This window comes from Tessaracoccus lubricantis, from assembly GCF_039544535.1.
Classification (GTDB): domain Bacteria; phylum Actinomycetota; class Actinomycetes; order Propionibacteriales; family Propionibacteriaceae; genus Arachnia; species Arachnia lubricantis.
Genome location: NZ_BAABLV010000017.1, coordinates 49,869 through 71,518, shown reverse-complemented (window position 1 = coordinate 71,518; position 21,650 = coordinate 49,869). Strand labels below are relative to the sequence as shown.

Here is a 21,650-nt window from a genome sequence, read left to right as displayed (position 1 = left end):
CGGGGCGAACACCCCGGGCCCGACCTCCTCAGCGGATCAGTTGCTGAACAGCACGGCGCTGTTGAACACCCACTGCGCTGCCTGGCTGAACTCGTAGGTGCCCAAGGCGTTCACCTTGGCGCTCACCACGGTGGCACGGGCGTACGAACGGCAGGCGCCCCGGCCGGTGGCCTCCGTGTCGCACTCGGTGCGCCACTGGCGGCCAGCAGAGCTGAACTCACCGGATTCGCCCAGCGGGTTGCCCTTCCACAGCGCGCGGGCCGACGCCAGGTAGGTCATGTTGTTGAACGCCCACCCCTGCTTCACCACGAACCGGCCATTCTCGGCCACGACGGTGGTGGCCCAGATGTCCGTGCGGCAACGCTCGGTCTGCGAGTAGGCCTCGCAGGAGGTCAGCCAGTCACGGCCGTTGAGGCCCTTGTGCAGGCCCGGCACCTCGTAGGGCGCCTTCCGCCCGCGCTCCGCCGGCTTGGTCGGCTGGCCCGACGGCGACTTCGACGGCTCCGCGGAGGGCTCCGGCGACGGCTCCTCGGTCGGCTCCTCGTCCTTGGGGTCTGAGTACACCACGAACAGCACGGGGGCCTCGGCGGCCCCACCGCCCTCGAACGACTCGGCCGTGCGGGTGCCCTGGCCCTCGATCAGCAGCGTCAACGCGTTGCCGGCCTTCCACCCGTCACGGTCGACGACCTCCTGCACCGCGGCCGCGATGTCGGTGGTGCGCTGGTCACGGCGCTGCTCCTGGTCGAGAGTCCACACGGGCACGCCCTCGCCCCAAGTCACGCCGACGTCGGTCCTGGCGCGGTTGCTCAGGTCCCAGGCCGCGTCGGAGAAGGGGGCCGAGTCGTCGGCGGCCTCGCCGCGGAACGTCACCAGGAACGGGTCGGCCGTCTTCGTGGCCTCGTCGGTGGTGAACTGCACGTGCGCCTGCTCGATGACCGCGCCCTGCGGGATGTCGAGCCCGGCGTAGCGCAGGCCGATGATCTGGTTGTCCTTGACCTCGCGCGTGGGGCGCTCCCAGGTCAGTTCCAGGTCGGAGGAGCCGTGGTCCATCGCGCCGGCGCTGGCCCCCTCGAGGTACTGCTCGACGTCGTCGCGGTCCGTCTGGATCCGGGCCTCGACCTCGGTCCTGTCGCCCATCGTGTAGGTCACGAACAGGCGCGGCGCCTGCAGGCCGGTGCCGCCCTCGTAGGCCTCGGCGGTGCGGGCGCCGGTGCCGGTGATGACGAAGCTCAGCGCGTTGCCACGGAACCAGTCGTCGCGGTCGACGACCGACTGGACCAGCGCGGCAAGGTCCGGCGTGGCCTGGGCCGGGCCGGCCTCCTGGGCGACGGGCCACTCGGCGGGCCGCCAGTTGACGGACGCCTCGGAGAACGTGCGCTCGGAGACGTTCCCGGCGGTCAGGAGGTACTTCTCGGCGTGGTCGGTGTCCTCGATGCGGATGTCGAGGTTGGACTCACCCACCGACTTGTTCGGCTCGTCGACGGTGAACTGGATGTACGCCGACTCGATGGACGCGCCCGCGGGGATCTGCACCGCGTCGTAGCGCAGGCCGATCAGCTGGTCCTCCACGTCGGTGGTCGAGGTCGGGCGCTCCCAGGTGAGCTCGAGGTCAGAGGAGTCGAGGTACATCTCCTCGGTGAGGACGTACTCCTCCACGTCGTCGTTGGGGCGCAGGATGCGGGCCTCGACGGTGGTGACGCCGTTCTCGTCGGTCACGTTCGGGACGGGCTTGTCGCCCAGCGTGGCGTTCGAGCCGTCGCCCCAGAAGTCGACGACGGGGTCGCCCACCAGCACCGGGTTCGGCGTCGCGCCCTCCGGCGCACGGGTGAGCGTCACGTCGTCGGTGACCACGCCGTCGGCCTGGTACGTCACGACGCGAAACGACGTCGGGGTCACCTCGGCGCGGGAGTACGACGGCACGCGGGCCTGCGCGGACACGGCGTTGAAGGTGAAGTCGGCGACGATCGGGTCCTCGACGTAGTACTTCGAGCCCGACGACGAGTTCAGGGTGAGCCACAGGTTCTCACCGGGCTGCTTGGCCAGGGTGGCGGGGGCGGTCAGGTCCCCGACGGCGTGGCCGCGGTTGAGGAGATGGGTGCGGGAGTAGATGTGGTCGTGGCCGCCGAACACGAGGTCGATGTTCAACTCCGAGATGACGGGCGGGAACGAAGCGCGACGGCGGATGATGTCTGTGTCATCGGCGTGCGACGCGGTGGAGTACGGGCTGTGGTGGAAGGTGAGCACCTTCCAATCGACGCCCGCACCTTCGGCCGCGATGACCTCGCGCAGCCACGCGAAGTGCTGGTCGTCGGTGCCGGCGTTCGAGTTGACGTTCAGGAACAGCACGTTGTCGTATTTGAACCAGTAGTTGCCCATGCCCTCGCGCGGCGGGGTACCGGGCACGCCCACCGTCGTCGACGTGTTCGGCATGAAGAAGTGCTGGCCGTAGGACGTGGAGCCGTTGTCGTGGTTGCCGATGGTCGTCGCCAGCGGGTACTGGCGCAGGCCGTCGGGGGCCAGGAACTGCACGTACTCGGCCTCGCTGCCGGCGGTGTTGACCTGGTCACCCATGCTGTAGAGGAAGTCGGCGGCGGGGAACTGGGCGATGGAGTCCGCAACGGTCTTCGCCCATGCGGCGCCGTCGGACGGCTGTCCGCCGCCGGAACCGATCTGCGGGTCGCCGTACATCAGCATGTCGAAGCCGCCGGCCCCGCCCGTGGTGAACTCGTGCGTGCCGGACCAGCCGTCGGCCTCCGAGCCCACCTTGTAGACGTAGGTGGTCTCCGGCTCGAGCCCGGTCAGGGTGGTCTGGCGGAAGGTCATGCCCTCCGCATTGGCGGCGCCCGACCTCAGGGCGGCGACGGTGCGGGTGGTGGTGGTTTCCTGGCCCTTGACTGCGATCTCGGCAACCTGCTCGGTGGTGAACGGGGGCTGAACCCCTCGTGACGAGCCCTGCGGCTAGCCGCCCATCGCCAGGAGGCCGATGAAGAAGATCGCGTACAGGATCCAGAAGCCGATGCCCAGCACGGTGAACACGATGGTGATGATGCCGAAGACCTTGCCCAGGACGTAACCGGTCTTCAGTTGGCCGTCCCACGCGTAGGGGGCGCCGGCCTCGATCTCCTTCTTCGCCTGGCCACCCATGTACCAGGCCACGAACGAAACGATGCCGGTGAAGATGCCCACGATGCCGAGGATGAACACCATCTGCGCCTGGGGGTGTTCCGGCCGCGCCCACCCGTACGGCATCGACGGCGGCATGGGCTGCGGAACCTGCTGCGGCTGACGCACCGGCTGGGCGTACGGGGACGGCTGTCCATAGGGGGACGGCCGGCCGTAGGGTTGCGGATTCTGCTGCTGTGCCGACGGCTCGGCGAACTCGTCGGGGCGGTAGGGCGGCACGTCGCTCACGAGGACTCCTGCGTCGGTGGATACCTCCCGAGTGTCCCACGAATGGTGCCCACGCCGCGGGCATGAACGCCACAACGGTCCCGGCGCGTGGGCAACCACGAAACGTCGATTCGCCACCACCCCTATCGCGCCCGCGTCGCGACCTATACGCTCAGCCGGTATCCCTACCCCCAAGGAGGACGGATGAGCGATCCATCTGTCACGCGACCCCCGGTGACCAGCACGCACCGCCGCGAGATGTTCAGCTCCCGCAACGTGTTCATCCTGGCGGCCATCGGCTCGGCCGTCGGCCTCGGCAACATCTGGCGTTTCCCCTACGTGTCGTACACCAACGGTGGCGGCGCCTTCCTGATTCCCTACCTCACCGCCCTGCTGAGCGCGGGCATCCCCCTGTTGTTCCTCGACTACGCGCTGGGCCACCGGTACCGCGCCTCGGCTCCGTTGGCCCTGCGCCGCGTGGGCAGGAAGTGGACCGAGATGTTCGGCTGGTGGCAGGTGCTGGTGTGCTTCGTCATCGCCGTCTACTACGCAGCCATCCTCGCGTGGGCCGCCATGTACTTCATCTTCAGCTTCACCGAGGCGTGGGGCGACGACCCCGAGGGCTTCCTCTTCGGCGAGTTCCTCCAGGTCGCCGAGACCCCCCACATCGGGTTCGACTTCGTGCCCCAGGTGGCCATCCCCATGCTGCTGGTGTGGGTCCTCACCCTCGTGGTCATCGGCCTGGGCGTGAAGAAGGGCATCGCGGCGGCCAACCTCGTCATGATCCCCCTTCTGCTGGTGATGTTCCTCGTCCTGGTGATCCAGGCCCTCACCCTGCCGGGCGCCACGGACGGCCTCAACGCCTTCTTCACCCCTGACTGGGCGGCCCTTGCCAAGCCCGGCGTGTGGGCGGCGGCCTACGGCCAGATCTTCTTCTCCCTGTCGGTGGGCTTCGGCATCATGATCACCTACTCGTCGTACCTGCGCCGCCGCACGAACCTCACCGGGTCCGGTCTGGTGGTCGGCTTCGCCAACTCCGGCTTCGAGCTGCTCGCCGGCATCGGCGTGTTCGCCGTCCTCGGCTTCATGGCGCAGGCCTCGGGCAGCGCCGTCGGCGACGTCGCCTCCGGCGGCATCGGCCTGGCGTTCGTGGCGTTCCCCAGCATCGTGTCGTCCACCTCCATCGGCCCGGTGCTCGGCGTGCTGTTCTTCGCGTCGCTGGTGTTCGCCGGCTTCACGTCGATGATTTCGATCGTCGAGGTGTGCACGGCGGCCCTGCAGGACAAGCTCGGCCTGGGCCGCGTGCAGGCCACGCTGGCCGTCGGCCTCCCGATGGCTATCGCCTCGATGCTGCTGCTGTCGACCACCACCGGCCTGTTCTTCCTGGACATCACCGACGAGTTCATCAACAAGTTCGGCATCCTGCTGGGCGCGTTCGCGATGGTGATCGTGGTGGCCTGGGTGCTGCGCAAGATCCCGCTGCTGCAGCACCACCTCTACCGCGTGTCCACCGTGCGCTTCGGCAGCCTGTGGCGCGTACTGGTCGCCATCGTCGTGCCGGTCGTCCTCGGGTACATCCTGGTCAACGAGGTCATCAAGCACGTCACGGAGCCCTACGGCGGCTACCCGCTGGGCATGTTGGGCGTCTTCGGATGGGGCATGGTGGCGTCGCTCATCATCGGCGCCGCCATCCTCGCGTTCACGCCGTGGAAGCACGGCACCATCGAGACCGTCGATGAGCTCGCTCTCGACGCCAAGTACGAGGAGATCATGCAGAAATGACGCCCACCGCCCTCACCATGATGATCATCGCCATGCTGACCCTCTGGGGCGGCCTGCTCACCGCAGTGGTCCACCTGCTGCGCACCCCGGAGGTCGTCGTCGACGAAGGCGACGACTGACCCCCTGACACGACAACGACGACGGCGCGGCCACCGCGGTGGCCGCGCCGTCGTCGTTCGTGGAGGTTCAGTAGCCGGCCGAGGCCGCGAGGACGCCCGCGAAGATGATGAAGACGATGGCGAGCACGGCACCCACGATCGCGAGGATCGAGATGATCTTGCCGAGCAGGTAGCCCACCTTCAGGTTGCCGTCGAAGGAGTAGGGCGCACCGGCCTCGATCTCCTTCTTGGCCTTGCCGCCCATGTACCAGGCGATGAAGGCACAGATGCTGAAGAAGATGCCGACGATGCCCAGGATGAGCACGGTCTGGGCCTGGGGGTGCTCCTGCTTGGGGGCACCGTAGCCGTAGGCCGGCTGGCCGTAGGGCTGCTGCGCCGGCTCACCGTAGGGCGAGGGCTGGCCGTAGGGCGCGGCGGGGGTCTGGCCGTAATCGGGGGCCTGGCCGTAGGGGTTCTGCTGAGGATCGGGCTGGCCCTGCGGGCCCTGGTAGTCCTGCTGGGACATGTCGGTTCCTTTCGGTAGCGGACGCCGCAATTGTGGTGCATCCCCGGTCCACCGTGGCGGAATTGTCCACAAGGACCTGCAAACCGGTCAGTGGCCGCTCAGCCGGTGGTGATCCCGATCAGCACCATGAGGGCGATGAAGATCATGAACGCCGAATAGATGATGCCCAGCACCCAGCCCACCTGGCCGCCGGCTGCCCACCGGTAGGGGGCGCCGTCGGCGATCTCCCGCTTGGCCTTGCTGCCGAGCCACCACGCGAAGGGCCCGGTGACCATGAAGAACACGCTGAGGATGCCCAACACCAGAACGGTGCCGTTCGACGGGTGCTCCGGCGCCACCGGGTAGGGGTGCCAGTACTGACCCGGCTGGGGGTACGGCCCCGGCTGATAGGGGTTCGGCTGGTACGGGTTCGGCTGCTGGTACGGGTTGGGCTGCTGGTGTGGCGCCGAGGGGTAACCATAGGGCGACGGCTGCGGCGCCACCGGAGCGGCCGCCTGGTAGGGGCTGACCGGCGGGGGCGGCGAGGGCTGCCGGTACGGCTCAGCCTGGTACGGGTCGTAGCCGGGCCCACCGAATTCCGGGCCTCGCGGCGTGCCGTAGGGCTTGGGCTCCGACGGCGGGTACTGGTCGTTCGACACCGATGAACCTCCTGGTCTCGCCGCCAGTCTAGGGCCGAAGTGGTGAAGCCCCGGGCGTGGCTGCAACCAGTCTCACGCCCGGGGCGACACTCCCGCCGAAGGAATCAGCCGGCCTGCTCCTGGAGCACCGCCTTCGCCGCCGCGAACCGGGCGATCGGCACCCGGAACGGGGAGCAACTCACGTAGTCCAGGCCCGCCCCGTGGAAGAACGACACGGAGTCCGGGTCGCCGCCGTGCTCACCGCACACACCGGTCTTCAGCTTGGCCTTCGTCTGGCGGCCCTTCTCGACGCCGATCTCCACCAGCGAGCCCACGCCCTCCACGTCGATCGACTCGAACGGGTTGCGCTCCAACACGTGCTCCATCACGTAGTTGGTGAGGAAGCCGTTCTCGGCGTCGTCGCGCGAGATGCCGATGGTGGTCTGGGTGAGGTCGTTGGTGCCGAAGGAGAAGAAGTCGGCGTGCTCGGCGATCTTGTCGGCCACCAGCGCTGCCCGCGGCAGCTCGATCATGGTGCCGACGGTGTAGTCGAGCTGCTGGCCCGCCTTGGCCAGCTCGTCGTCGACGGCGGCCACGACGATGGCGCGCTGCGTCTCCAGCTCCTGGCTGAGCGCCACCAGCGGGATCATGATCTCCACGCCGACGGTCTCACCCTCACGCTCCTTGACGGCCAGCGCGGCCCGGATGATGGCGCGGGCCTGCATGTCCGGGATCTCCGGGTACAGCATCGCCAGCCGGACGCCGCGGGTGCCGAGCATCGGGTTGAGTTCATGCAGCCGCTTCACCTGGGCCAGCGTGGCGCGGGCCTCGGCCAGTTCCCCCGAGTCGCCGTCGGTCAGCTCCAGGCGTTGCACCAGCAACGACTGCTCCACCAGGTTCGGCAGGAACTCGTGCAGCGGCGGGTCGAGCAGCCGCACCGTGACCGGGAGCCCCTTCATGGCGGTGAAGATGCCCTCGAAGTCCTGCTGCTGCATCGGGAGGATCTCCTCCAGCGCCGCGGCGCGCTGCTCGGGCGTCTCCGCGAGGATCATCTTGCGCACGGCCGGCAGGCGGTCCTGCGCCATGAACATGTGCTCCGTGCGGCACAGTCCGATGCCCTCGGCGCCCAGCTCGCGGGCCTTGGAGGCGTCCTCGAAGTTGTCGGCGTTGGCGCGCACGCCGAGCCGGCGCACGTCGTCGGCCCACTGCACCACGTTGAGGAAGTCCTCGTTGATCTGCGGCGGGATGAGCTCGAGCGCCTCGCCGTACACCTTGCCCTCGGAGCCGTCGAGCGTGATGACGTCACCCTCGCGGATGACGCGGTCGCCGATGGTGAGGGTCTTGGCTGCGGTGTCGATCTTGATGCCCTGCGCGCCCGCCACGCACGGCTTGCCCATGCCGCGCGCCACGACGGCGGCGTGCGAGGTCATGCCGCCGTGCGCGGTGAGGATGCCCTGGGCCACGATGACGCCGTGGATGTCGTCGGGCGTGGTCTCGTAGCGCACCAGGACGACGGCCTCGCCCTTGCCGCCCAGGTCGGCGGCGGTGTCGGCGTCGAAGACGACCCCACCGACGGCGGCGCCCGGCGACGCGGGCAGGCCGGTGGCGATCGGGTCCTTGCCGTGCTTCGGCGGGATGGCGGGATGCAGGAGCTGGTCGAGCTGGCCCGGTTCGATGCGCAGCAGCGCCTCCTTCTGCGTGATGACGCCCTCGCCCACCAGGTCGGAGGCGATCTTCAGCGCAGCGGCCGCGGTGCGCTTGCCGTTGCGGGTCTGCAGCATGTACAGCTTGCCGTCCTCGATGGTGAACTCCATGTCCTGCATGTCCTTGTAGTGCAGTTCCATGTCGTTCATCGTCTTGATCAGCTGCGCGTAGGCCTCGGGCAGCACCTCCTGCATCTCGTGCAGCTGGCGCGGGGTGCGGATGCCCGCGACGACGTCCTCGCCCTGCGCGTTGACGAGGAACTCGCCGTAGAGGGCCTTCTCACCGGTGGAGGGGTTGCGGGTGAAGCACACGCCGGTGGCCGACGTGTCGCCGCGGTTGCCGAAGACCATCTGCTGCACGTTGACGGCGGTGCCCAGCGAGGCGGAGATGTTGTGGGCGCGGCGGTAGACCTCCGCGCGGGGGTTGCTCCAGGAGCGGAACACCGCGTCGACGGCGCGGTTGAGCTGCTCGTGCGGGTCGGAGGACCACTCGCCGCCCAGGTACTCGTTGGAGATCTCCTTGTAGGTGGCCACGAGGGCCTTGAGGTCGTCTGCGGTCAGGTCGGTGTCCTGGGCCGCGCCGCGCTCGTGCTTGAGCGCGGCCAGCGCGTCCTCGTACAGGTGCGCCGGTACGCCCTCGCCGACCTCGCCGTACATCTGGATGAAGCGGCGGTAGGAGTCCCAGGCGAAGCGCTCGTTGCCGGATTCCTCCGCCAGCGCCTTGACGGATTCATCGGAGATACCGAGGTTGAGGACGGTGTCCATCATGCCGGGCATCGAGTGGACCGCGCCGGAGCGCACCGACAGCAGCAGGGGCTTCTCGGCGGCGCCGAGCGTACGGCCGGTGCGCTGCTCGAGGCGCTTCAAGGCCTCGGCGATCTCGTCGGCCAGGCCCTCGGGCCACGTGCCACCGTTGTTCATCGTCTTGACGCATGCCGTGGTGGTGACGGTGAACAGGTCCGGGACGGGAAGGCCGACCTTCGCCATCTCAGCGACGTTGGCGCCCTTGCCGCCGAGGAGGCTGCGCATCGACGCGTCGCCCTCGGACAGGTCGTAGATGTAACGATCCTCGCTCATGTGGGGATATCTCCTTTGACAACACCCTGGGGAACCATCGTTGGCCCCCCGTTGCCATCAGCGTAGTCCTGACAAGCGCAGCGAGGAGGGCGGGGTGGGAGAAATCCCGGGCCGCCCGCCCCGTCGCGAGCAGCCGTGCACGGCCCGTGGGAGTGCCGGGGGAAGGTCAGAGGGTGGCCGAGTCGTTGCCCGTCGTGCGCAGCCGCTGGAGCCACTGGTCTGCCAGTGTCACGTCGGCGACGTTCTGGTCGTAGGGCACGCCCGGCTGCAGCGGCGAGTAGGAGAACTCGGCGTTGACCTGCTGCGTGGCGGTGTCCATCGACAGCACCATCCGGGTGGGGAACCGGCCGTCGCCGGCGGCGGCGAGCACGTCGTCGAGGATGGCGTAGAGGCGGTCGAGGAGGCGGTGCTGCGCCTCGTCGGACCAGTCGATGCCGGGCAGGGCCTCGGCGAGGTCGGCGGCGCTGTGGACGGCGCCACCCACCCGGTAGTAGGCGATGATCACGTTGATGTCGCGCTCATGGGTCACGTAGACCCAGAGGTGGTCGACGGCGGGCGCGCGGTCCGCGAAGTCCCAGGCGGCCGCCACGAATCTCGGGGCGGCTCGCTCGAACGCACGTCTGAGGTTCGGCATGGTGGAGGTCCTAGCTCGTCATCGGGTCGGAGGTTCCCGAGGGCACACTAAGTACTGCGCTGGCCACCTGGGATCTTCGGAACTCAGGTGATCAGATGTGTTGTTCACCCAGTGTGCGAGTCGTTCACCCGACGGGTCAAAGCGTCGCCGACTCGTTTCCCGTCGCCCGCAGCCGCTCGAGCCAGCGGTCCGCCAACTGCGCGTCCGGGACGAGTTCATCGTCGGGCACCCCCGGCTGCAGCGGCTCGTAGGAGAAGTCGGCGTTGAGTTCCTGCTCTGCCGGCGAGAAGGACAGTACCAGGCGGGTGGGGAACTCGTCGTCGCCGCGCGCGTCGTACATGTCGCTCACGACGTCGTCGAGTTCGTCGAACAGCGCACCCTGTGCGGCCGGTGAGCCGTCGACGTCCGGCAGCACCTGTGCCACGCCCCGGGCGGTGTGCACCTCACCGCGCACCTGGTAGTACGCCTGCACGACGCCGACCCGCTCCTCCTCGGTGACGTAGACCCACAGCTTCTCCACCGCGTCGTCACGGCCTGTGTAGTCCCACGCCGCCGCGACGAGTTGCGGCGCCGCCTGCTCGAACGCCTCTCTCAGACCAGTCATGTTCGTCCCCTACTCGTTCCTGAACCTGTGTCGCACGACGGTGCCGTCGGCCAGTGTCTCACGCACGATGAACTGCGTCGGGCGTGCGTTGTCGCCGTAGCGCACGTCGATGTCGACGTCGAACTTCTCGCCCGCCTCGAGGCGCTTGCGCCAGTCGCGCTCCAACGCGCCCATCTTCCCGAGGTTGACGTCGCTGGCCTGCGAGACGAGGTTGTCGAGCCTGCCGGAGCCGCCGAACATGTCGGCGAACAGGTGCCCGGCGTGGTCGCCGGGCAGCTTGTCCGGCGTCTTCGAGTTGTGGTTGGCGCGCGGGGTCTTGGGCGGCAGCTCCAGCGGGCGCGCGTGTGCCGACGAGATGCGGCCCTGCGCGTCGGTGGTGTAGACGTAGCGGACGTTGGTGCCCTTCTTGCCGGACTCGTAGATGGCGTCCTTCTTGAGCTTGTGCACGTTGCCGACGCGCTCGAACGGCTCGTCGACCCATTTCAGCTTGCGCATGGCCTTGGCCATGATGCCCTTCGCGGCCTCGCTGGGGACCTTCGCCATCAGAGGGCCTCCTCGAGGATCTGCTCGGCTGCCAGTTCGATGCCGGCGTTGATGGCGCGCCGCACCACCTCCCGCACGATGAGGGCGCCGGGGCCCGAGGCGAGCGAGGCGGCCATGATGCCCAGCTGGACGATGAAGACCCACTTGAGCGTCACCACGATGCCCGAGCAGACGTCGCAGACGCCCGCCGCGGTGTCGCAGGCGTCGATGAAGGAGCCGAGCGCCGCCAGGTTGGAGTCGCCGTCACGGACGCAGCCGACGAACGCGTCCACAGTCGGGCCGTGGTTGTGGCTGGTGACGTGCGCGACGGCGGCCGCGATCTCCGATTCGAGCGTGCGGCCGTCTGCGGCGAGCGCGCGGAAGTCGCCCGCCCAGCCGGAGAGGACGTCCTCGTTGCTGAGCGGCCAGTTGAAGCCGAGGTAGTTGAGGGCCTCCCCCAGCCAGCCCGGGAGCATCATCGCCATCAGAGACCCGCCTCCCGCGCCTCTTCGGCGTTGAGGACCTCGATGCCGCGGTAGGCATCACCCATGTCCTGCATCGCCAGCCCGATGTTGTCGAACCCGGTGGCCAGTCCATCGGCGGTCTCCGCGAAGGCACCGATGGCGGCCGGGAACAGGATGGCGAAGGCGGCGTCCATCAGGGTGCCGTTGCCGTTGCAGCCCAGGGCGTCGGTGCTCATGCCGCCGAGCGCGGACCTGGCCCGCGAGGCGAACGACGCCGCCTCCTCGGCGACGGCGCTGCCGCCGCGGTCCCAGGTGGAGGGCTCGAACTCGACGCTCATGCAAGCCGTCCCAGCGCGCGGAGTTGGTCGTCGAACAGGCCGCCGGCCTCGCGCGAGAGCTGGATCAGCTGGTCGCGGACGGGGGCCTGCTCGTAGTCGGCGTGCATGGCGGCGTCGACCTCCGCGTCGACCAGCGCTGCCAGGGCGCCGGTGAACGCCTTGCGCAGCTCGGCCTCGACGTCGTCGTGGGGTGCCTCGCGCAGCCACGCGGAGTCGATGCGCACATCGGTGACGGTGAAGCCGCGCAGGCTCACCTCGACGCGACCCGACGGTGCGGCATGGGTGACCTCGCGGTCCGGCCGGGCGTGCCAGTCGACGGGGCCGCCGTGGCCGATGGCTTGGGCGATGCGGCTCATCAGGGTGGCGATCTGGGGGTCTGACATGGGGCCTCCTCACCGAGCACACTAGGCAGCCGCCGGTTCAGAACCGGTGAGCCCCGGAACCTATTTCTCGGCGTGCCGCTACTTGGGCGGCGGGGCCCAGGCACCAGCCGGGCGGACGATGCCGGGTGGGCGACGGAGGCGCTGGCCCACCTTGCGGGCCCGGTCGTCGACCACGTCGATGATCCGCGACGCCGCCTCCTCGATGGCGACGCCCGTGGTGTCGATGACGGGGCAGCCCAGCTTGCGCTGCACCCGGCCGATCTCGTCGAGCTCGTCGTAGATCTTCACCAGGTCGGCATAGCCGTCCTTCGTGCCGAAGCCGCCCATGCCGCGCACCCGCTGGCTGCGGATCTGGTTGAGGCGCTCGGCGTCCATGGTGAGGCCGATGATCCGCCAACGGTCCAGCTCCCACAGTTCCTGCGGCGGGTCGATGCCCGGCACCAGCGGCACGTTGACGGCCTTGTAACCGAGGTAGCCGAGGTAGATCGACAGGGGCGTCTTGCCGGAGCGCGACGGGCCGACGAGACAGATGTCGCACTCGTTGAGCGCGGCGGGGAGCGAACCGTCGTCGTGCCGCACGGCGAAGTCGATGGCGGCCATGCGGACGAAGTACTCGGCCTCGACGCCGAGCGGGCGCATCGGCACCTGGTCGGCCTCGATGCCCGAGATCTGCTCGAGCGCGTTCATCGCCTGCGTCATGAGGTCGGCGTAGGGCACCTCGATGTCCTTGCAGAACGCCTTGACCAGCTCGGCGAGCTCCTCATTGACCAGCGTGAAGAACACGGCGATGGGGCCGTGCTCGGATCGTTCCTTGATGTTCTCGAGCGCCGTCAGCAGCGACGCTGTGGTGCTCATCTTCCGGTGCCGCACCAGGCTGAACTCGCGCGTCGGGAACTGGGTGATGGCGGCCCTGGCGATGCGGGCTGCGGTCTCGCCGGTCGAGTCGGCGATGATGTGGATCTCCAGCGGCTCTGCTGACATGCACCCAGAGTAGGGCGTGCCTCGCGCCATCCAGCTTGGGAGGAGCACATCAGCGCCAAGGCGCACGCGCCCCCTCGCGAGACCATGCGTCCAGTTTTGTCTGTGTGTACGTTTAGATTGGTTTACATGAACGAGGCAGTCGATCTGGGCCAGCGATACGTCGCTGCCCTGTGGGATGCCTTGAACACCCACATCGCAGACCCGGGCGCCGCAGCGGCCCGCCTGGGTGCGGTGATCGCCTCCACCCGGGACGTGGAGGCACAACTGGCCGGCCTGCGGTTGCGGGCGATGCACGAGGCGTCACTGTCCGGCGCTGCCGCGGTGCTGGACGAAGTGCAGCACTCGGTGTCGACCACCGTCGGCGAGGCCACCGCCATGCTGAAACTCTCCCTCGAACTCGGGGAACGGTTCCCGAAGATCGCCGACGCGTTGAACGAGGGCCGCATCTCCCTGCAGCAGGCCAACGCCATCGTGACCGGGTTGCGGAAACTCCCCTCCCACCTGACCCGGGCAGACCTGGCCACCTGCCAGGACACGATCCTCGACTACGTCGACACCCTGGGCCCCACCCAGCTGCGGGTCCTCGCCACCCGGCTGGTGCATCTCGTCGACCCGGAGGGCGCCGAGGAAGAAGAGAAGAAACGCCTCGAAGCCGAGGAACGCGCCGCCATGCGCGGCGTTGCCTCGCTCCATCCCTCAAGGTTCCGCTGGTCCTGAGGGCTCCGAGCATGCGCGTCGACTTCCTCGGGGAGATTTTGCGCACCCCCCTCTCTCCGCGTCAGGGACGGGGTTAGGCTTGGGTATCAGGGCACCGTAGAAGTTGCCCGTAGTACCCAGGAGGTGCACACACATGAACACTGTTGTGGAGGAGACGGCGGAAACAAAGAGTGTGAGGGTGACCCGGCGGGTCGCCAAACCACTCGAGAAAGTCTGGGCGGCGCTCATGCAGCCCCACGGCCAGGAGGCGTTGCTGGGCAAGGGCGGGCAGCTGGGATCGAAGGGGGTCGACTGGGCGTCCACCGACGGCCCGCACGGCGTCACCCGCAGCTTCCACCCCATGGAGCAGATCCGGTTCTCGTGGCACGAGGCCGAAGGCTCCCCCCGCTCGCTGGTCGACCTCAAGATGCGGCCCGTCGAGGGCGGTACCGAACTGGACCTGACGCACGAGCTCCTCGAGGACGGCTACACGCCGGATTCGCTGAGCGAGCGATGGGAGGCGGCGCTCCAGCGCCTCGACGACCAGGCCTGACCAGCTCGAAGGCACCTGCGGCGGTGTGACGCCGGGTTCAGCCCTGCCTCCCCCACGGGGCACGGCGGGCTCAGCCGTAGACGGCGACCTCGGCACCGTCGCTGGTGCCCATCAACCGTCGGCCGGCCAGGAAGACGTACTGCTCTGCCATTTCGCGTCGCCAGAGCACGTCGCCGGTCCCGGGATCCACCCCCATGAGCACGGAGGTGGGCATCTCGTCGGAACCCGCGATGGCGAGGCGCACCAAGAGCTGCTCGTCGCCGACGTCGATGGCTCCCGAGTCGGGCAGCGTCTCCACCGAGAGCCGCATGATCTCACGCCCGGTGCGGGCGTCGAATCGCACGATGGAGGCCTCGCCCGACTGCTGGAACCGTTCGACGACGATGGGGTCGTCGCCCCACAGGACGGCAGCATCGTGAGAGGCCAGGCTGGGCCATACCGGTTCCGCCACCGGCGCGGCCCACAGCACCTCTCCGGTGTGCGGATCAACGCGCTGCACGGCTGCGTTGGGCACGTCCGGCACGAGATACAGCACGTCCACGCCCGCGACGACGTTCCACTGGCCCTCGTCGGAACGCCACAGGTGCTCGCCCGATTGGGGGTCGAGCGCGATGACCCAGCCGTACTCGTGGATGATCGTGACGCCGTCCACCACCGCCATCGCGGGCGAGAAGGGCTGCCACGACGGGGACGAGCCGTCGTCCATGTCGAGCACATAGCGGTAGTGCGTCGTCGACTCGGCCCCCGACGCCGAGGGGAAGTAGGCGTACCCACCGGTCTCCAACACCGGGGCTGCATCCACCGCCACGGCCTCCGAGGCCCCACCGATGGCGGCTGACCACAGCGGCGTCCCGAGGTCGTCCGACCGGTAAGCAGTCACACGGTCCCCACCGCCACCCAAGGCCCCGTCATCGGGAGACCCCACGAAGAGGGTGCCCTGATTGCTCGAGGCGATCCACGTGTTGCCCGAGGCCGGCAACCTGCCCTGTTCGGCACCCGTCTCGCGGTCGAGCAGCACGTGTGAACCCTCGACGGCGACGCTGACCCACGGCGTGCCGGGAAGGTCCGCCACCTGGCTGCGGACGGGGACTGTCTCGATCTGCTTGCGCCAGCGTTCGCTCCCCGTGGCAGCGTCGAGCAGCGCGACGGTGCTGCCCCGCCCACCGTCGTTGCCCTCGGCCAGCAGCATCCCGTCGCCGGACACTGGGGCGAACGCCACCACGTTGCGCTCGCCCACGTTCCAACGCCACGCCTCGACGGGCCCACTCCGCATGCCCAGCACCTCCGGCTCCGGCGGGGGCGGTGGCCTCAGCAGCACCGCCCCAACCGCCACGAAGGCCGCGACCACCGCCAGGGAGCCGATGAGCGTGCGGCCCGGCGTCCATGCCGGCACGCGGCGCCCCGTCGGTGGCGCCAGCGCGACGGCGTCGAGGTCGAGCACTTCTCCGGTCATTCGGTCAGCGTAGGAAGACGTGCTCCCGCTGTCAGCGGAGCGCCGTGTCGTCTTTTTGGCTGCCGGCTCAATCGGCGAAGAGCACCATGTTGTTGAACACCCATTTCTTCACCCACGCGTAGCGGTACTGACCTCCGGTGAGCTGGGTGGCCGTCAACTGGGAGATCTCCACGTAGCTGCGGCAGGCCCCACGTCCGGTCGCGCGGGTGTCACACTCCGTGCGCCAGGGCCGCCCATCCGTCGTTGCGATCCACTCCGCGTCGTTGCCCAGCGGGTTGTTGGCCCACGTGGCTCGGCGCATCGGCAGGTAGGTGAGGTTGTTGAACAGCCAACCGTCCTTGACCGTGTAGCCTCCGGCCACCCGCTGCGGGAACCTCGCCCAGATGTACGTCCAGCAGCGCGAGGTCTGCGAGTAGGGCTCGCAACGCGTGAACCACCTGCGGCCGTTCACGTCGTGGTAGCCGGGCGTGACGTACAGCATCAGGTCCTCCGACACCCTCGGCGTGGCCGACGGCCGGGGACCAACGCTGGGTCGCAGGGATGGCGACCGGCTGGGCAGTGGTGAAACGCTCGGCGAGGGGCTCACGCTCGGCGAGGGACTCACGCTCGGCGACGGGCTCACGCTCGCCGACGGGCTGGCGCTCGGCACGGCCTCGATGGCCGTGGCGTCCTCGGCCACGTTGTCGGCGGGTGTGGGGTCCTCGCCCCGGGCCCCGTCGTCATGTGCCTCGGCGCGCACGGTCACCGTGGTCGCCGCATGCTCGGACGACGTGCGCAGCACCACGGTGCGGCTCCACTGCGCCCCGGGTTCGAGCGCCCCGACCTCCCACGTCAGCGCCGGGGAAGCGGCCGCGCCGGCGGCATCCACGACGATCATGCCCTCCGGAACGGTGACCTGCGCCTCCACCCCGGTGGCCCCGAAGCGCCCATTGTTCGTGACGGTCAGGACATACCCCTGCTCCGTGCCGACGGCGGCGGAGTCGAGCCCGTCATCGATCGCTACGGCCAGGTCAGGCAGGGCCGGCGTGATGGTGGTGGTGTCCGAGGCGTGGTTGTCCTCGGGCGTCGGGTCTGCGCCAGCGACGCCGTCGTCGCTCACGGAGGCCTGCACCTCCACCTGGCCTCCTTCGTGCGCCAGCGCGCTGCGCGCCACCACCGTGCCGGTCCAGGTCTCCCCCGCCGGGAGGTCGGGCAGCGCCAGCTCCAGCACGCCGTCGCCGGCCGGGTCGACGCGCGTCAGGTCCGCAGGGAGCTCCACCCGCAGCACCACACCGGTGGCGTCGCCCCGTCCGTTGTTGGCCACGGTGATCCGGTAGGTCTGGTCCATGCCCGCCCCGACCGAGTCAACCTCGTCGGTGATGGTGACCGACAGGTCCGGCCGCTGGCTGGCGATGTGCTGGCACGACTGCAACAGCGCCTCCATCACCGGCTGCGGGTCCTTGACGAACTCGCTGATGCTGAAGTCGGCGCCACCACTGCCCTCGGCGAGGGCCTTGTAACCGGCACCGACCGTGGGGGTGGTGATGGTGAAGAGCGTCGCGTTGGCGGCCGTCAGGGCCGCGGCCGCATCCTCCGCGGTGTGGGCACGCGACTGCAAGGCCTCGTCACCGATGAGCACCACGCAGCGGGCCGCGCCCGGACGCCAGCCGCTGACCGGCCCCAGGGCCTGCACGATGGCATCGGTGCCCCATTCGGCGCCGCCGCCCCCGACGTCGAGCCCGTCGACGCCCTGCGAGAAGTCGTCCAGCCGGGTGGTCAACGGCCAGTGGAGGTGGGCCTCCTGGAAGCCGTGCGCGCCGGGGAAGCCCCACACGCCGAAGGTGTAGTCCAACGACGGCGCCAACTGGTTGGCCATGGCGCTCAACTGGCTGCGCACCGCGCTCTGGGCACCGCCCATCGAGCCCGATTCGTCGACGGTGAAGACGATGTCGGCCGCCGGCTTGGTCTGGCGCTCGATGTCGAGCGTCACGCTGTCGCCGCCGAAGTGGCCGTCGTCGACCACCGCGACGGTCACCGACCCGGGCGCACCGGTGCGGGCGACGGCCAGCTTCGCGGTGGTCTGGCCCGCTGCGTCGGTGGTCTGCCGCAGGACGTGCCCGTCGATGGTGAAGGTGACCTCGACATCCGGCAGCACCGCCCACGTGCGGCGGTCGTAGACGCTGGCGCGCACCTCGGCGGACCCACCGGCGACGGTGCCCGGCAGCACGTGCGCCACCACCACGACGTCGTGCTCACGGATGCGCACGTCTGCGGTGTCGGTGATCTGGCGGTTGCCGTCGCGCGCATCCGTGGCCCGCAGCGTCACGGTGTAGTCGCCGGTGGCCGGGTACGTGAAGGCCGACTGGTTGCGGCGGAAGGTGCCGTCACCGAAGTCGGTCTCGTACGTCAGCCAGGCATCGGCCTTCGTGGAGCGGGTGAAGTAGTCGAACACCAGCGACCGGTTGACGATGCCGAACTTGTCCGGCCCGGCGTCGACGACCGTCGGCGCCACCGTGACGGTGGAGCTGAGGCTCCGCGCCGCACCGTGCTTGTCGGTGGCGGTCACCTTGAGCGGATATGTGCCGGCCGCCCAGGTGTTGCGCACCTGCGTGCCCGTGGCGGTGTTCCCGTCACCGAAGTCCCAGGTCAACACGGGGTTGTCGTCGGGCCCCGGATCGGACACCTCCAGCTCCAGGACCGCCTCGACGCCCGGCACCGCGCGCACCGGCATGACCCCCCTGATGGTGGGCGCCACGTTGGTGACGGTCACCGGGACGCGTTCGCCGTCGGTTGCCGCGCCGTGCGAATCGGTGACGGTCAGCTCCAGCCAACCCTCGGCGTTGGGGTCCGTGAACCCCAGGTTGCCCGGGGAGCTCGAAGTGGAGGTCAGTGCGGTGCTGGCCCGCCACTCGTAGCTGACCGGGTCACCGTTGGGGTCCGAGACCGTGTAGGGATTGGGCAGGATCGAGCCCTGGTTCACGACGATCGGCGGGGCGATGCGCACCCGCACGACGGGCGGGTCGTTGACGTCCACCACCGAGATGGTCACGACGCCCTCTGCCCACACCGAGGTGTCGGCGTTCAGGGTGGCACGGAACCTGAAGGAATCCGTGCCGACGAAGTCTGCCCGTGGGCGGTACTCGTAGGTGGCCGGGGCCAGCACGTACGGCACCGACCCGTTCGTCGGCGGGGTCACCACCCGCAGCGAGTACGGCCCCGACGCCTGGACGAGCGCACCCAGGTCGACCCGCACGGGCGTGCCGCGGCGCGTGGCGGTCTCGGTGCCGTCGGCCCTGACCTCGTGGCTGGCGCACTCGACGTAGCTGCCCAGCGGGATCACCCAGCGCGAGACGGCGCCGGGCGCGATGCCGTAGCCCGCGTTCGCCGTCGCCGTGACGGTCACGTCGCCCTCGCGGGCACCCGCCGGGTCAGCGGTGTAGGTCAGCCCGGCCACCGTGGGCAGCGTCACGGAGCCGTACTGGTTGCATTGCGTGATCTGCGTGAACGTGGGTGGCACCGGCGTCACCTCCACCAGGGCCTCCGTCACCGTGACGGTGATCGTGCCGGTGTCGCTGAGCGTGGGCGCGTTGTTGACGGTGGCCTTGTAGGTGAACGTGTCGGTGCCCACGAAGCCGGCACGTGGCCGGTACAGGATGCCGGTGGTGCCCGTGCGCGAGGCGGAGCCGTTGGCCGGTGCCGTGGCCACGGCCACCGAGTAGGCGGAGGTGGTGGTGACCAGCGGGCTGACGTCGAGGGTCACCTGCCCGCCCTTCGGGACCTCGACGGTGGCGTCGGCGGCGATGATGGCCTGCGTCTGGCACTCGCGGTAGGTCCCCAGGTCGATGTTCCACACGCTGACCGCGCCGTCGGCGATCACGTAGCCCGGCAACGCCGTGGCGCGGACCGTGACCAGCCCCTCGCGGGCGTCGGCCGGCGTCTGGGTGTAGGTGAGTCCCTCGACGGTGGGCAGCTCCACCGAGCCGTACTCGCCGCAGGCGGTGATGAAGTTGATCACCGGACGCTCCGGCGTCACGGGCGTGCGCACGCCGGCGGCCACCTGCTCGAGCCACAGCGTGAACTGCCTCATGGGCCACGCCTCGGCGCGCAGCGTCGTGGCGAGCGAGCGCATCCTGTCGGTCTGTTCCGCGTCGAGCTGCGCCGCGTCGGTGTTCTGGTGGGCCACCTGGATCTCCAGGTCCTCGATCATCGCGTCGGTGGCACCGAGTTCCTGCAGCTGCGTGACCTCGCTCACGCTGAAGCCGTTCGCGCGTACCTGCGCCGCGTAGGCGCCCTGGGCCGCCCAGCGTTCCTCGACGGTGGGGAAGGTCTCCGGCGCCCACTCCGCCTGCCACGCGGCGAGGTCGTCGATCTCCGCGTCGGTCAGGCCGTACTCGGTGGAGAGCGTCGCGCGCTCCTCGGCGGTGATCTCGCCGGCGGCGGCGCGACGCTGCCACTGGTCGAGGTCTGCCAGGGCGTCTCGTCGGGTGCCGCCCCACACGCCGTTGTCGTCGGCGAGGGAGGCCACCTCCTCCAGGAGGTCCGCCTGACGGGCGTTGGCGTCCGACAGCAGCCTGTTGAACTGCGCGGCCGCAGTTGCCTGGCGCCGGATGCCGGCGGCGTCACCGTGCTCCTGGGCACCCTGCAGCCGTTCGACGGCGATCCTGCTCGCCGTGCCGTAGCCCTGGGCCTGGTCGGTGACCCGGAGCAGCTCGGCGAGCGGTTCGTTCTCGGGCAGGTCGCCGTCGGCGTACTGGAAGACCGGTTCCGCGACGGTGCCGTAGTCGTAGTCCGGCGGGTCGGCAACGATGTCGGAGTACATCAGGGCCGCCCGGCAGTTGATGTTGGCCAGGATCTTGCCGGCCGTCCAGGCGCTGGTGGTGGCCCACCACTTGCCGCTGACCACGTCGAACGCGTTGTACCAGTTGACGTAACCGCCCCACGCCGAATCCGTCGCGTCGCGCATCTCCTGGAAGATGCCGCCCAGCGCGCTGCGCGACGAGCCCGCGCCGATCGCCATGAGGGCGGGCTTCAGCGCCTTCTCCGCGTTGGACTTGGCCTTGAGCAGGTCCGACATCCGCTTGCGCCATTCCGCGTCACCCAGGGCGTCCCGGAGGTTGCGCAGCCGCGCGATGTCGTTGTCGATCTCCTTGAGGTTCTTCGTGAGGTTGCGCAGGCCCTGGATGGCCTTGTAGGCGTCGCGGCCGATCGTGGCCGCGCCCGCGCCCACGCACAGGGCGCCGTGGAACGGCAACGATTCGGCGGCCGACTCCTTCCACTGCGCCATCGCCTGCAGCGCCCCCGCCGGGTTGCAGTTGTCGCCGCAGTCGAAGACCTCGAAGACGGCCTCGGAGGTCTTCACGCCGCGATCGACGGCGATGACCTTCCACTTGCCCACCTCGAGCGGCGGCGCCTCGATGGGCTGCTCGATGAAGGTGCCGATGGTGATGATCTGGTTCACCGACCCCCACGCCGGCGAGTTGCAGTTCTGTGCGGTGCTGTCCACCGCGACGATGCAGACCTCACCACCGCGCAGGTCCGAGGTGCCGGTGACGGTGAGCAGGTCGTCGGCGTGGACGGGCTCCCCGGAGAGCCCGATCCGCAGGTTGAAGAGGTCGGCCCGGGCCGGAGTGACGACCACTCCCGAGGCCAGGGCGAGCAGGACGGCAATGATGACGGTAGCGACGCGGCGCACGATACTTCCCCCAAGGAATACCCCGCCCGGGTCACTCCCGGGCGGACGCCGCGAGCCTATAGCGGCACCGGGGTCAACTCTGCGGCCGGAGGGATGCGGCTGGGATGAGCGATCTAATCCCACCCCCGGCGATCCCGCCTACTACCGGAAGTAGTATG

The 21,650-nt window shown here is 69.4% G+C and carries 18 protein-coding genes and 1 pseudogene; 4 read left to right on the top strand and 15 right to left on the bottom strand.

Annotated features, from left to right (window positions below):
- Window positions 1–36: 36 nt before the first annotated feature.
- From ABEA30_RS05090 to ABEA30_RS05080, 3 genes and pseudogenes are all read right to left on the bottom strand, one after another.
- Window positions 37–2,688 carry a metallophosphoesterase family protein gene (locus ABEA30_RS05090; protein ID WP_345580166.1) on the bottom strand — a complete coding sequence of 884 codons (2,652 nt, stop codon included), beginning with the start codon at window positions 2,686–2,688 and terminating at the stop codon, window positions 37–39.
- 39 nt (window positions 2,689–2,727) lie between these two features.
- Window positions 2,728–2,910, bottom strand: a pseudogene (locus tag ABEA30_RS05085) (fibronectin type III domain-containing protein); the annotation flags it as partial.
- Window positions 2,911–2,958: 48 nt separating this feature from the next.
- Complete coding sequence (locus tag ABEA30_RS05080) at window positions 2,959–3,411, bottom strand: hypothetical protein (protein ID WP_345579933.1); 453 nt, start codon at window positions 3,409–3,411, stop codon at window positions 2,959–2,961.
- A gap of 183 nt (window positions 3,412–3,594) precedes the next feature.
- Between ABEA30_RS05080 and ABEA30_RS05075 the strand changes: the two genes are divergently transcribed.
- On the top strand, window positions 3,595–5,172 hold the full coding sequence (locus tag ABEA30_RS05075) for a sodium-dependent transporter (RefSeq protein ID WP_345579930.1): 1,578 nt from the start codon (window positions 3,595–3,597) through the stop codon (window positions 5,170–5,172).
- Window positions 5,169–5,291 carry a methionine/alanine import family NSS transporter small subunit gene (locus ABEA30_RS05070; protein ID WP_345579927.1) on the top strand — a complete coding sequence of 41 codons (123 nt, stop codon included), beginning with the start codon at window positions 5,169–5,171 and terminating at the stop codon, window positions 5,289–5,291. The genes ABEA30_RS05075 and ABEA30_RS05070 overlap by 4 nt, the downstream gene beginning before the upstream one ends.
- Before the next feature lie 67 nt (window positions 5,292–5,358).
- Here the strand turns inward: ABEA30_RS05070 and ABEA30_RS05065 are convergent, their stop codons facing one another.
- The 10 genes from ABEA30_RS05065 to ABEA30_RS05020 form a co-directional block, all read right to left on the bottom strand.
- Entirely contained in the window at window positions 5,359–5,796 is a 438-nt protein-coding gene (locus tag ABEA30_RS05065; RefSeq protein WP_345579924.1) for a hypothetical protein, read from the bottom strand.
- A 98-nt stretch (window positions 5,797–5,894) separates the two neighbouring features.
- Entirely contained in the window at window positions 5,895–6,434 is a 540-nt protein-coding gene (locus ABEA30_RS05060) for a DUF4190 domain-containing protein (protein ID WP_345579922.1), read from the bottom strand.
- Window positions 6,435–6,538: 104 nt separating this feature from the next.
- Complete coding sequence (ppdK, locus tag ABEA30_RS05055) at window positions 6,539–9,193, bottom strand: pyruvate, phosphate dikinase (RefSeq protein WP_345579919.1); 2,655 nt, start codon at window positions 9,191–9,193, stop codon at window positions 6,539–6,541.
- Between the two features lie 166 nt (window positions 9,194–9,359).
- The gene (locus ABEA30_RS05050; protein ID WP_345579917.1) at window positions 9,360–9,827 is read right to left on the bottom strand and encodes a hypothetical protein; all 468 of its coding nucleotides are present in this window, start codon (window positions 9,825–9,827) and stop codon (window positions 9,360–9,362) included.
- A 136-nt stretch (window positions 9,828–9,963) separates the two neighbouring features.
- Window positions 9,964–10,431, bottom strand: a complete 468-nt coding sequence (locus tag ABEA30_RS05045) for a hypothetical protein (protein ID WP_345579914.1) — start codon at window positions 10,429–10,431, stop codon at window positions 9,964–9,966.
- A 9-nt stretch (window positions 10,432–10,440) separates the two neighbouring features.
- A complete protein-coding gene (locus ABEA30_RS05040) occupies window positions 10,441–10,974 on the bottom strand; it encodes a DNA/RNA non-specific endonuclease (protein WP_345579911.1) in 534 nt (177 codons plus the stop codon).
- Window positions 10,974–11,438 carry a hypothetical protein gene (locus ABEA30_RS05035; protein ID WP_345579908.1) on the bottom strand — a complete coding sequence of 155 codons (465 nt, stop codon included), beginning with the start codon at window positions 11,436–11,438 and terminating at the stop codon, window positions 10,974–10,976. The genes ABEA30_RS05040 and ABEA30_RS05035 overlap by 1 nt, the downstream gene beginning before the upstream one ends.
- Entirely contained in the window at window positions 11,438–11,755 is a 318-nt protein-coding gene (locus tag ABEA30_RS05030; protein WP_345579905.1) for a hypothetical protein, read from the bottom strand. The genes ABEA30_RS05035 and ABEA30_RS05030 overlap by 1 nt, the downstream gene beginning before the upstream one ends.
- Entirely contained in the window at window positions 11,752–12,138 is a 387-nt protein-coding gene (locus ABEA30_RS05025) for a hypothetical protein (RefSeq protein ID WP_345579902.1), read from the bottom strand. Before ABEA30_RS05025 ends, ABEA30_RS05030 begins: the two co-directional genes overlap by 4 nt.
- A 78-nt stretch (window positions 12,139–12,216) precedes the next feature.
- Window positions 12,217–13,119, bottom strand: coding sequence for a pyruvate, water dikinase regulatory protein (locus ABEA30_RS05020; RefSeq protein ID WP_345579899.1), 903 nt, complete (start codon window positions 13,117–13,119; stop codon window positions 12,217–12,219).
- A 126-nt stretch (window positions 13,120–13,245) separates the two neighbouring features.
- Here ABEA30_RS05020 and ABEA30_RS05015 point away from each other — a divergent pair, with 126 nt between their 5' ends.
- Window positions 13,246–13,836 (top strand): DUF222 domain-containing protein, encoded by a 591-nt coding sequence (locus ABEA30_RS05015; RefSeq protein ID WP_345579896.1) that lies wholly within the window; start codon window positions 13,246–13,248, stop codon window positions 13,834–13,836.
- Window positions 13,837–13,969: 133 nt separating this feature from the next.
- Window positions 13,970–14,368 carry an SRPBCC family protein gene (locus ABEA30_RS05010; RefSeq protein ID WP_345579893.1) on the top strand — a complete coding sequence of 133 codons (399 nt, stop codon included), beginning with the start codon at window positions 13,970–13,972 and terminating at the stop codon, window positions 14,366–14,368.
- Window positions 14,369–14,438: 70 nt separating this feature from the next.
- Here the strand turns inward: ABEA30_RS05010 and ABEA30_RS05005 are convergent, their stop codons facing one another.
- Window positions 14,439–15,821 (bottom strand): outer membrane protein assembly factor BamB family protein, encoded by a 1,383-nt coding sequence (locus ABEA30_RS05005; protein ID WP_345579890.1) that lies wholly within the window; start codon window positions 15,819–15,821, stop codon window positions 14,439–14,441.
- A 67-nt stretch (window positions 15,822–15,888) separates the two neighbouring features.
- Window positions 15,889–21,492, bottom strand: a complete 5,604-nt coding sequence (locus tag ABEA30_RS05000; protein ID WP_345579888.1) for a PKD domain-containing protein — start codon at window positions 21,490–21,492, stop codon at window positions 15,889–15,891.
- Between the last annotated feature and the right edge of the window lie 158 nt (window positions 21,493–21,650).

Coding starts and splice junctions, on each gene's coding strand:
- ABEA30_RS05090 (WP_345580166.1), bottom strand. CDS start 2,688: ATGTACGGCGACCCGCAGATCGGTTCCGGCGGCGGACAGCCGTCCGAC.
- ABEA30_RS05075 (WP_345579930.1), top strand. CDS start 3,595: ATGAGCGATCCATCTGTCACGCGACCCCCGGTGACCAGCACGCACCGC.
- ABEA30_RS05070 (WP_345579927.1), top strand. CDS start 5,169: ATGACGCCCACCGCCCTCACCATGATGATCATCGCCATGCTGACCCTC.
- ABEA30_RS05065 (WP_345579924.1), bottom strand. CDS start 5,796: ATGTCCCAGCAGGACTACCAGGGCCCGCAGGGCCAGCCCGATCCTCAG.
- ppdK (WP_345579919.1), bottom strand. CDS start 9,193: ATGAGCGAGGATCGTTACATCTACGACCTGTCCGAGGGCGACGCGTCG.
- ABEA30_RS05050 (WP_345579917.1), bottom strand. CDS start 9,827: ATGCCGAACCTCAGACGTGCGTTCGAGCGAGCCGCCCCGAGATTCGTG.
- ABEA30_RS05045 (WP_345579914.1), bottom strand. CDS start 10,431: ATGACTGGTCTGAGAGAGGCGTTCGAGCAGGCGGCGCCGCAACTCGTC.
- ABEA30_RS05040 (WP_345579911.1), bottom strand. CDS start 10,974: ATGGCGAAGGTCCCCAGCGAGGCCGCGAAGGGCATCATGGCCAAGGCC.
- ABEA30_RS05035 (WP_345579908.1), bottom strand. CDS start 11,438: ATGGCGATGATGCTCCCGGGCTGGCTGGGGGAGGCCCTCAACTACCTC.
- ABEA30_RS05030 (WP_345579905.1), bottom strand. CDS start 11,755: ATGAGCGTCGAGTTCGAGCCCTCCACCTGGGACCGCGGCGGCAGCGCC.
- ABEA30_RS05025 (WP_345579902.1), bottom strand. CDS start 12,138: ATGTCAGACCCCCAGATCGCCACCCTGATGAGCCGCATCGCCCAAGCC.
- ABEA30_RS05020 (WP_345579899.1), bottom strand. CDS start 13,119: ATGTCAGCAGAGCCGCTGGAGATCCACATCATCGCCGACTCGACCGGC.
- ABEA30_RS05015 (WP_345579896.1), top strand. CDS start 13,246: ATGAACGAGGCAGTCGATCTGGGCCAGCGATACGTCGCTGCCCTGTGG.
- ABEA30_RS05010 (WP_345579893.1), top strand. CDS start 13,970: ATGAACACTGTTGTGGAGGAGACGGCGGAAACAAAGAGTGTGAGGGTG.
- ABEA30_RS05005 (WP_345579890.1), bottom strand. CDS start 15,821: ATGACCGGAGAAGTGCTCGACCTCGACGCCGTCGCGCTGGCGCCACCG.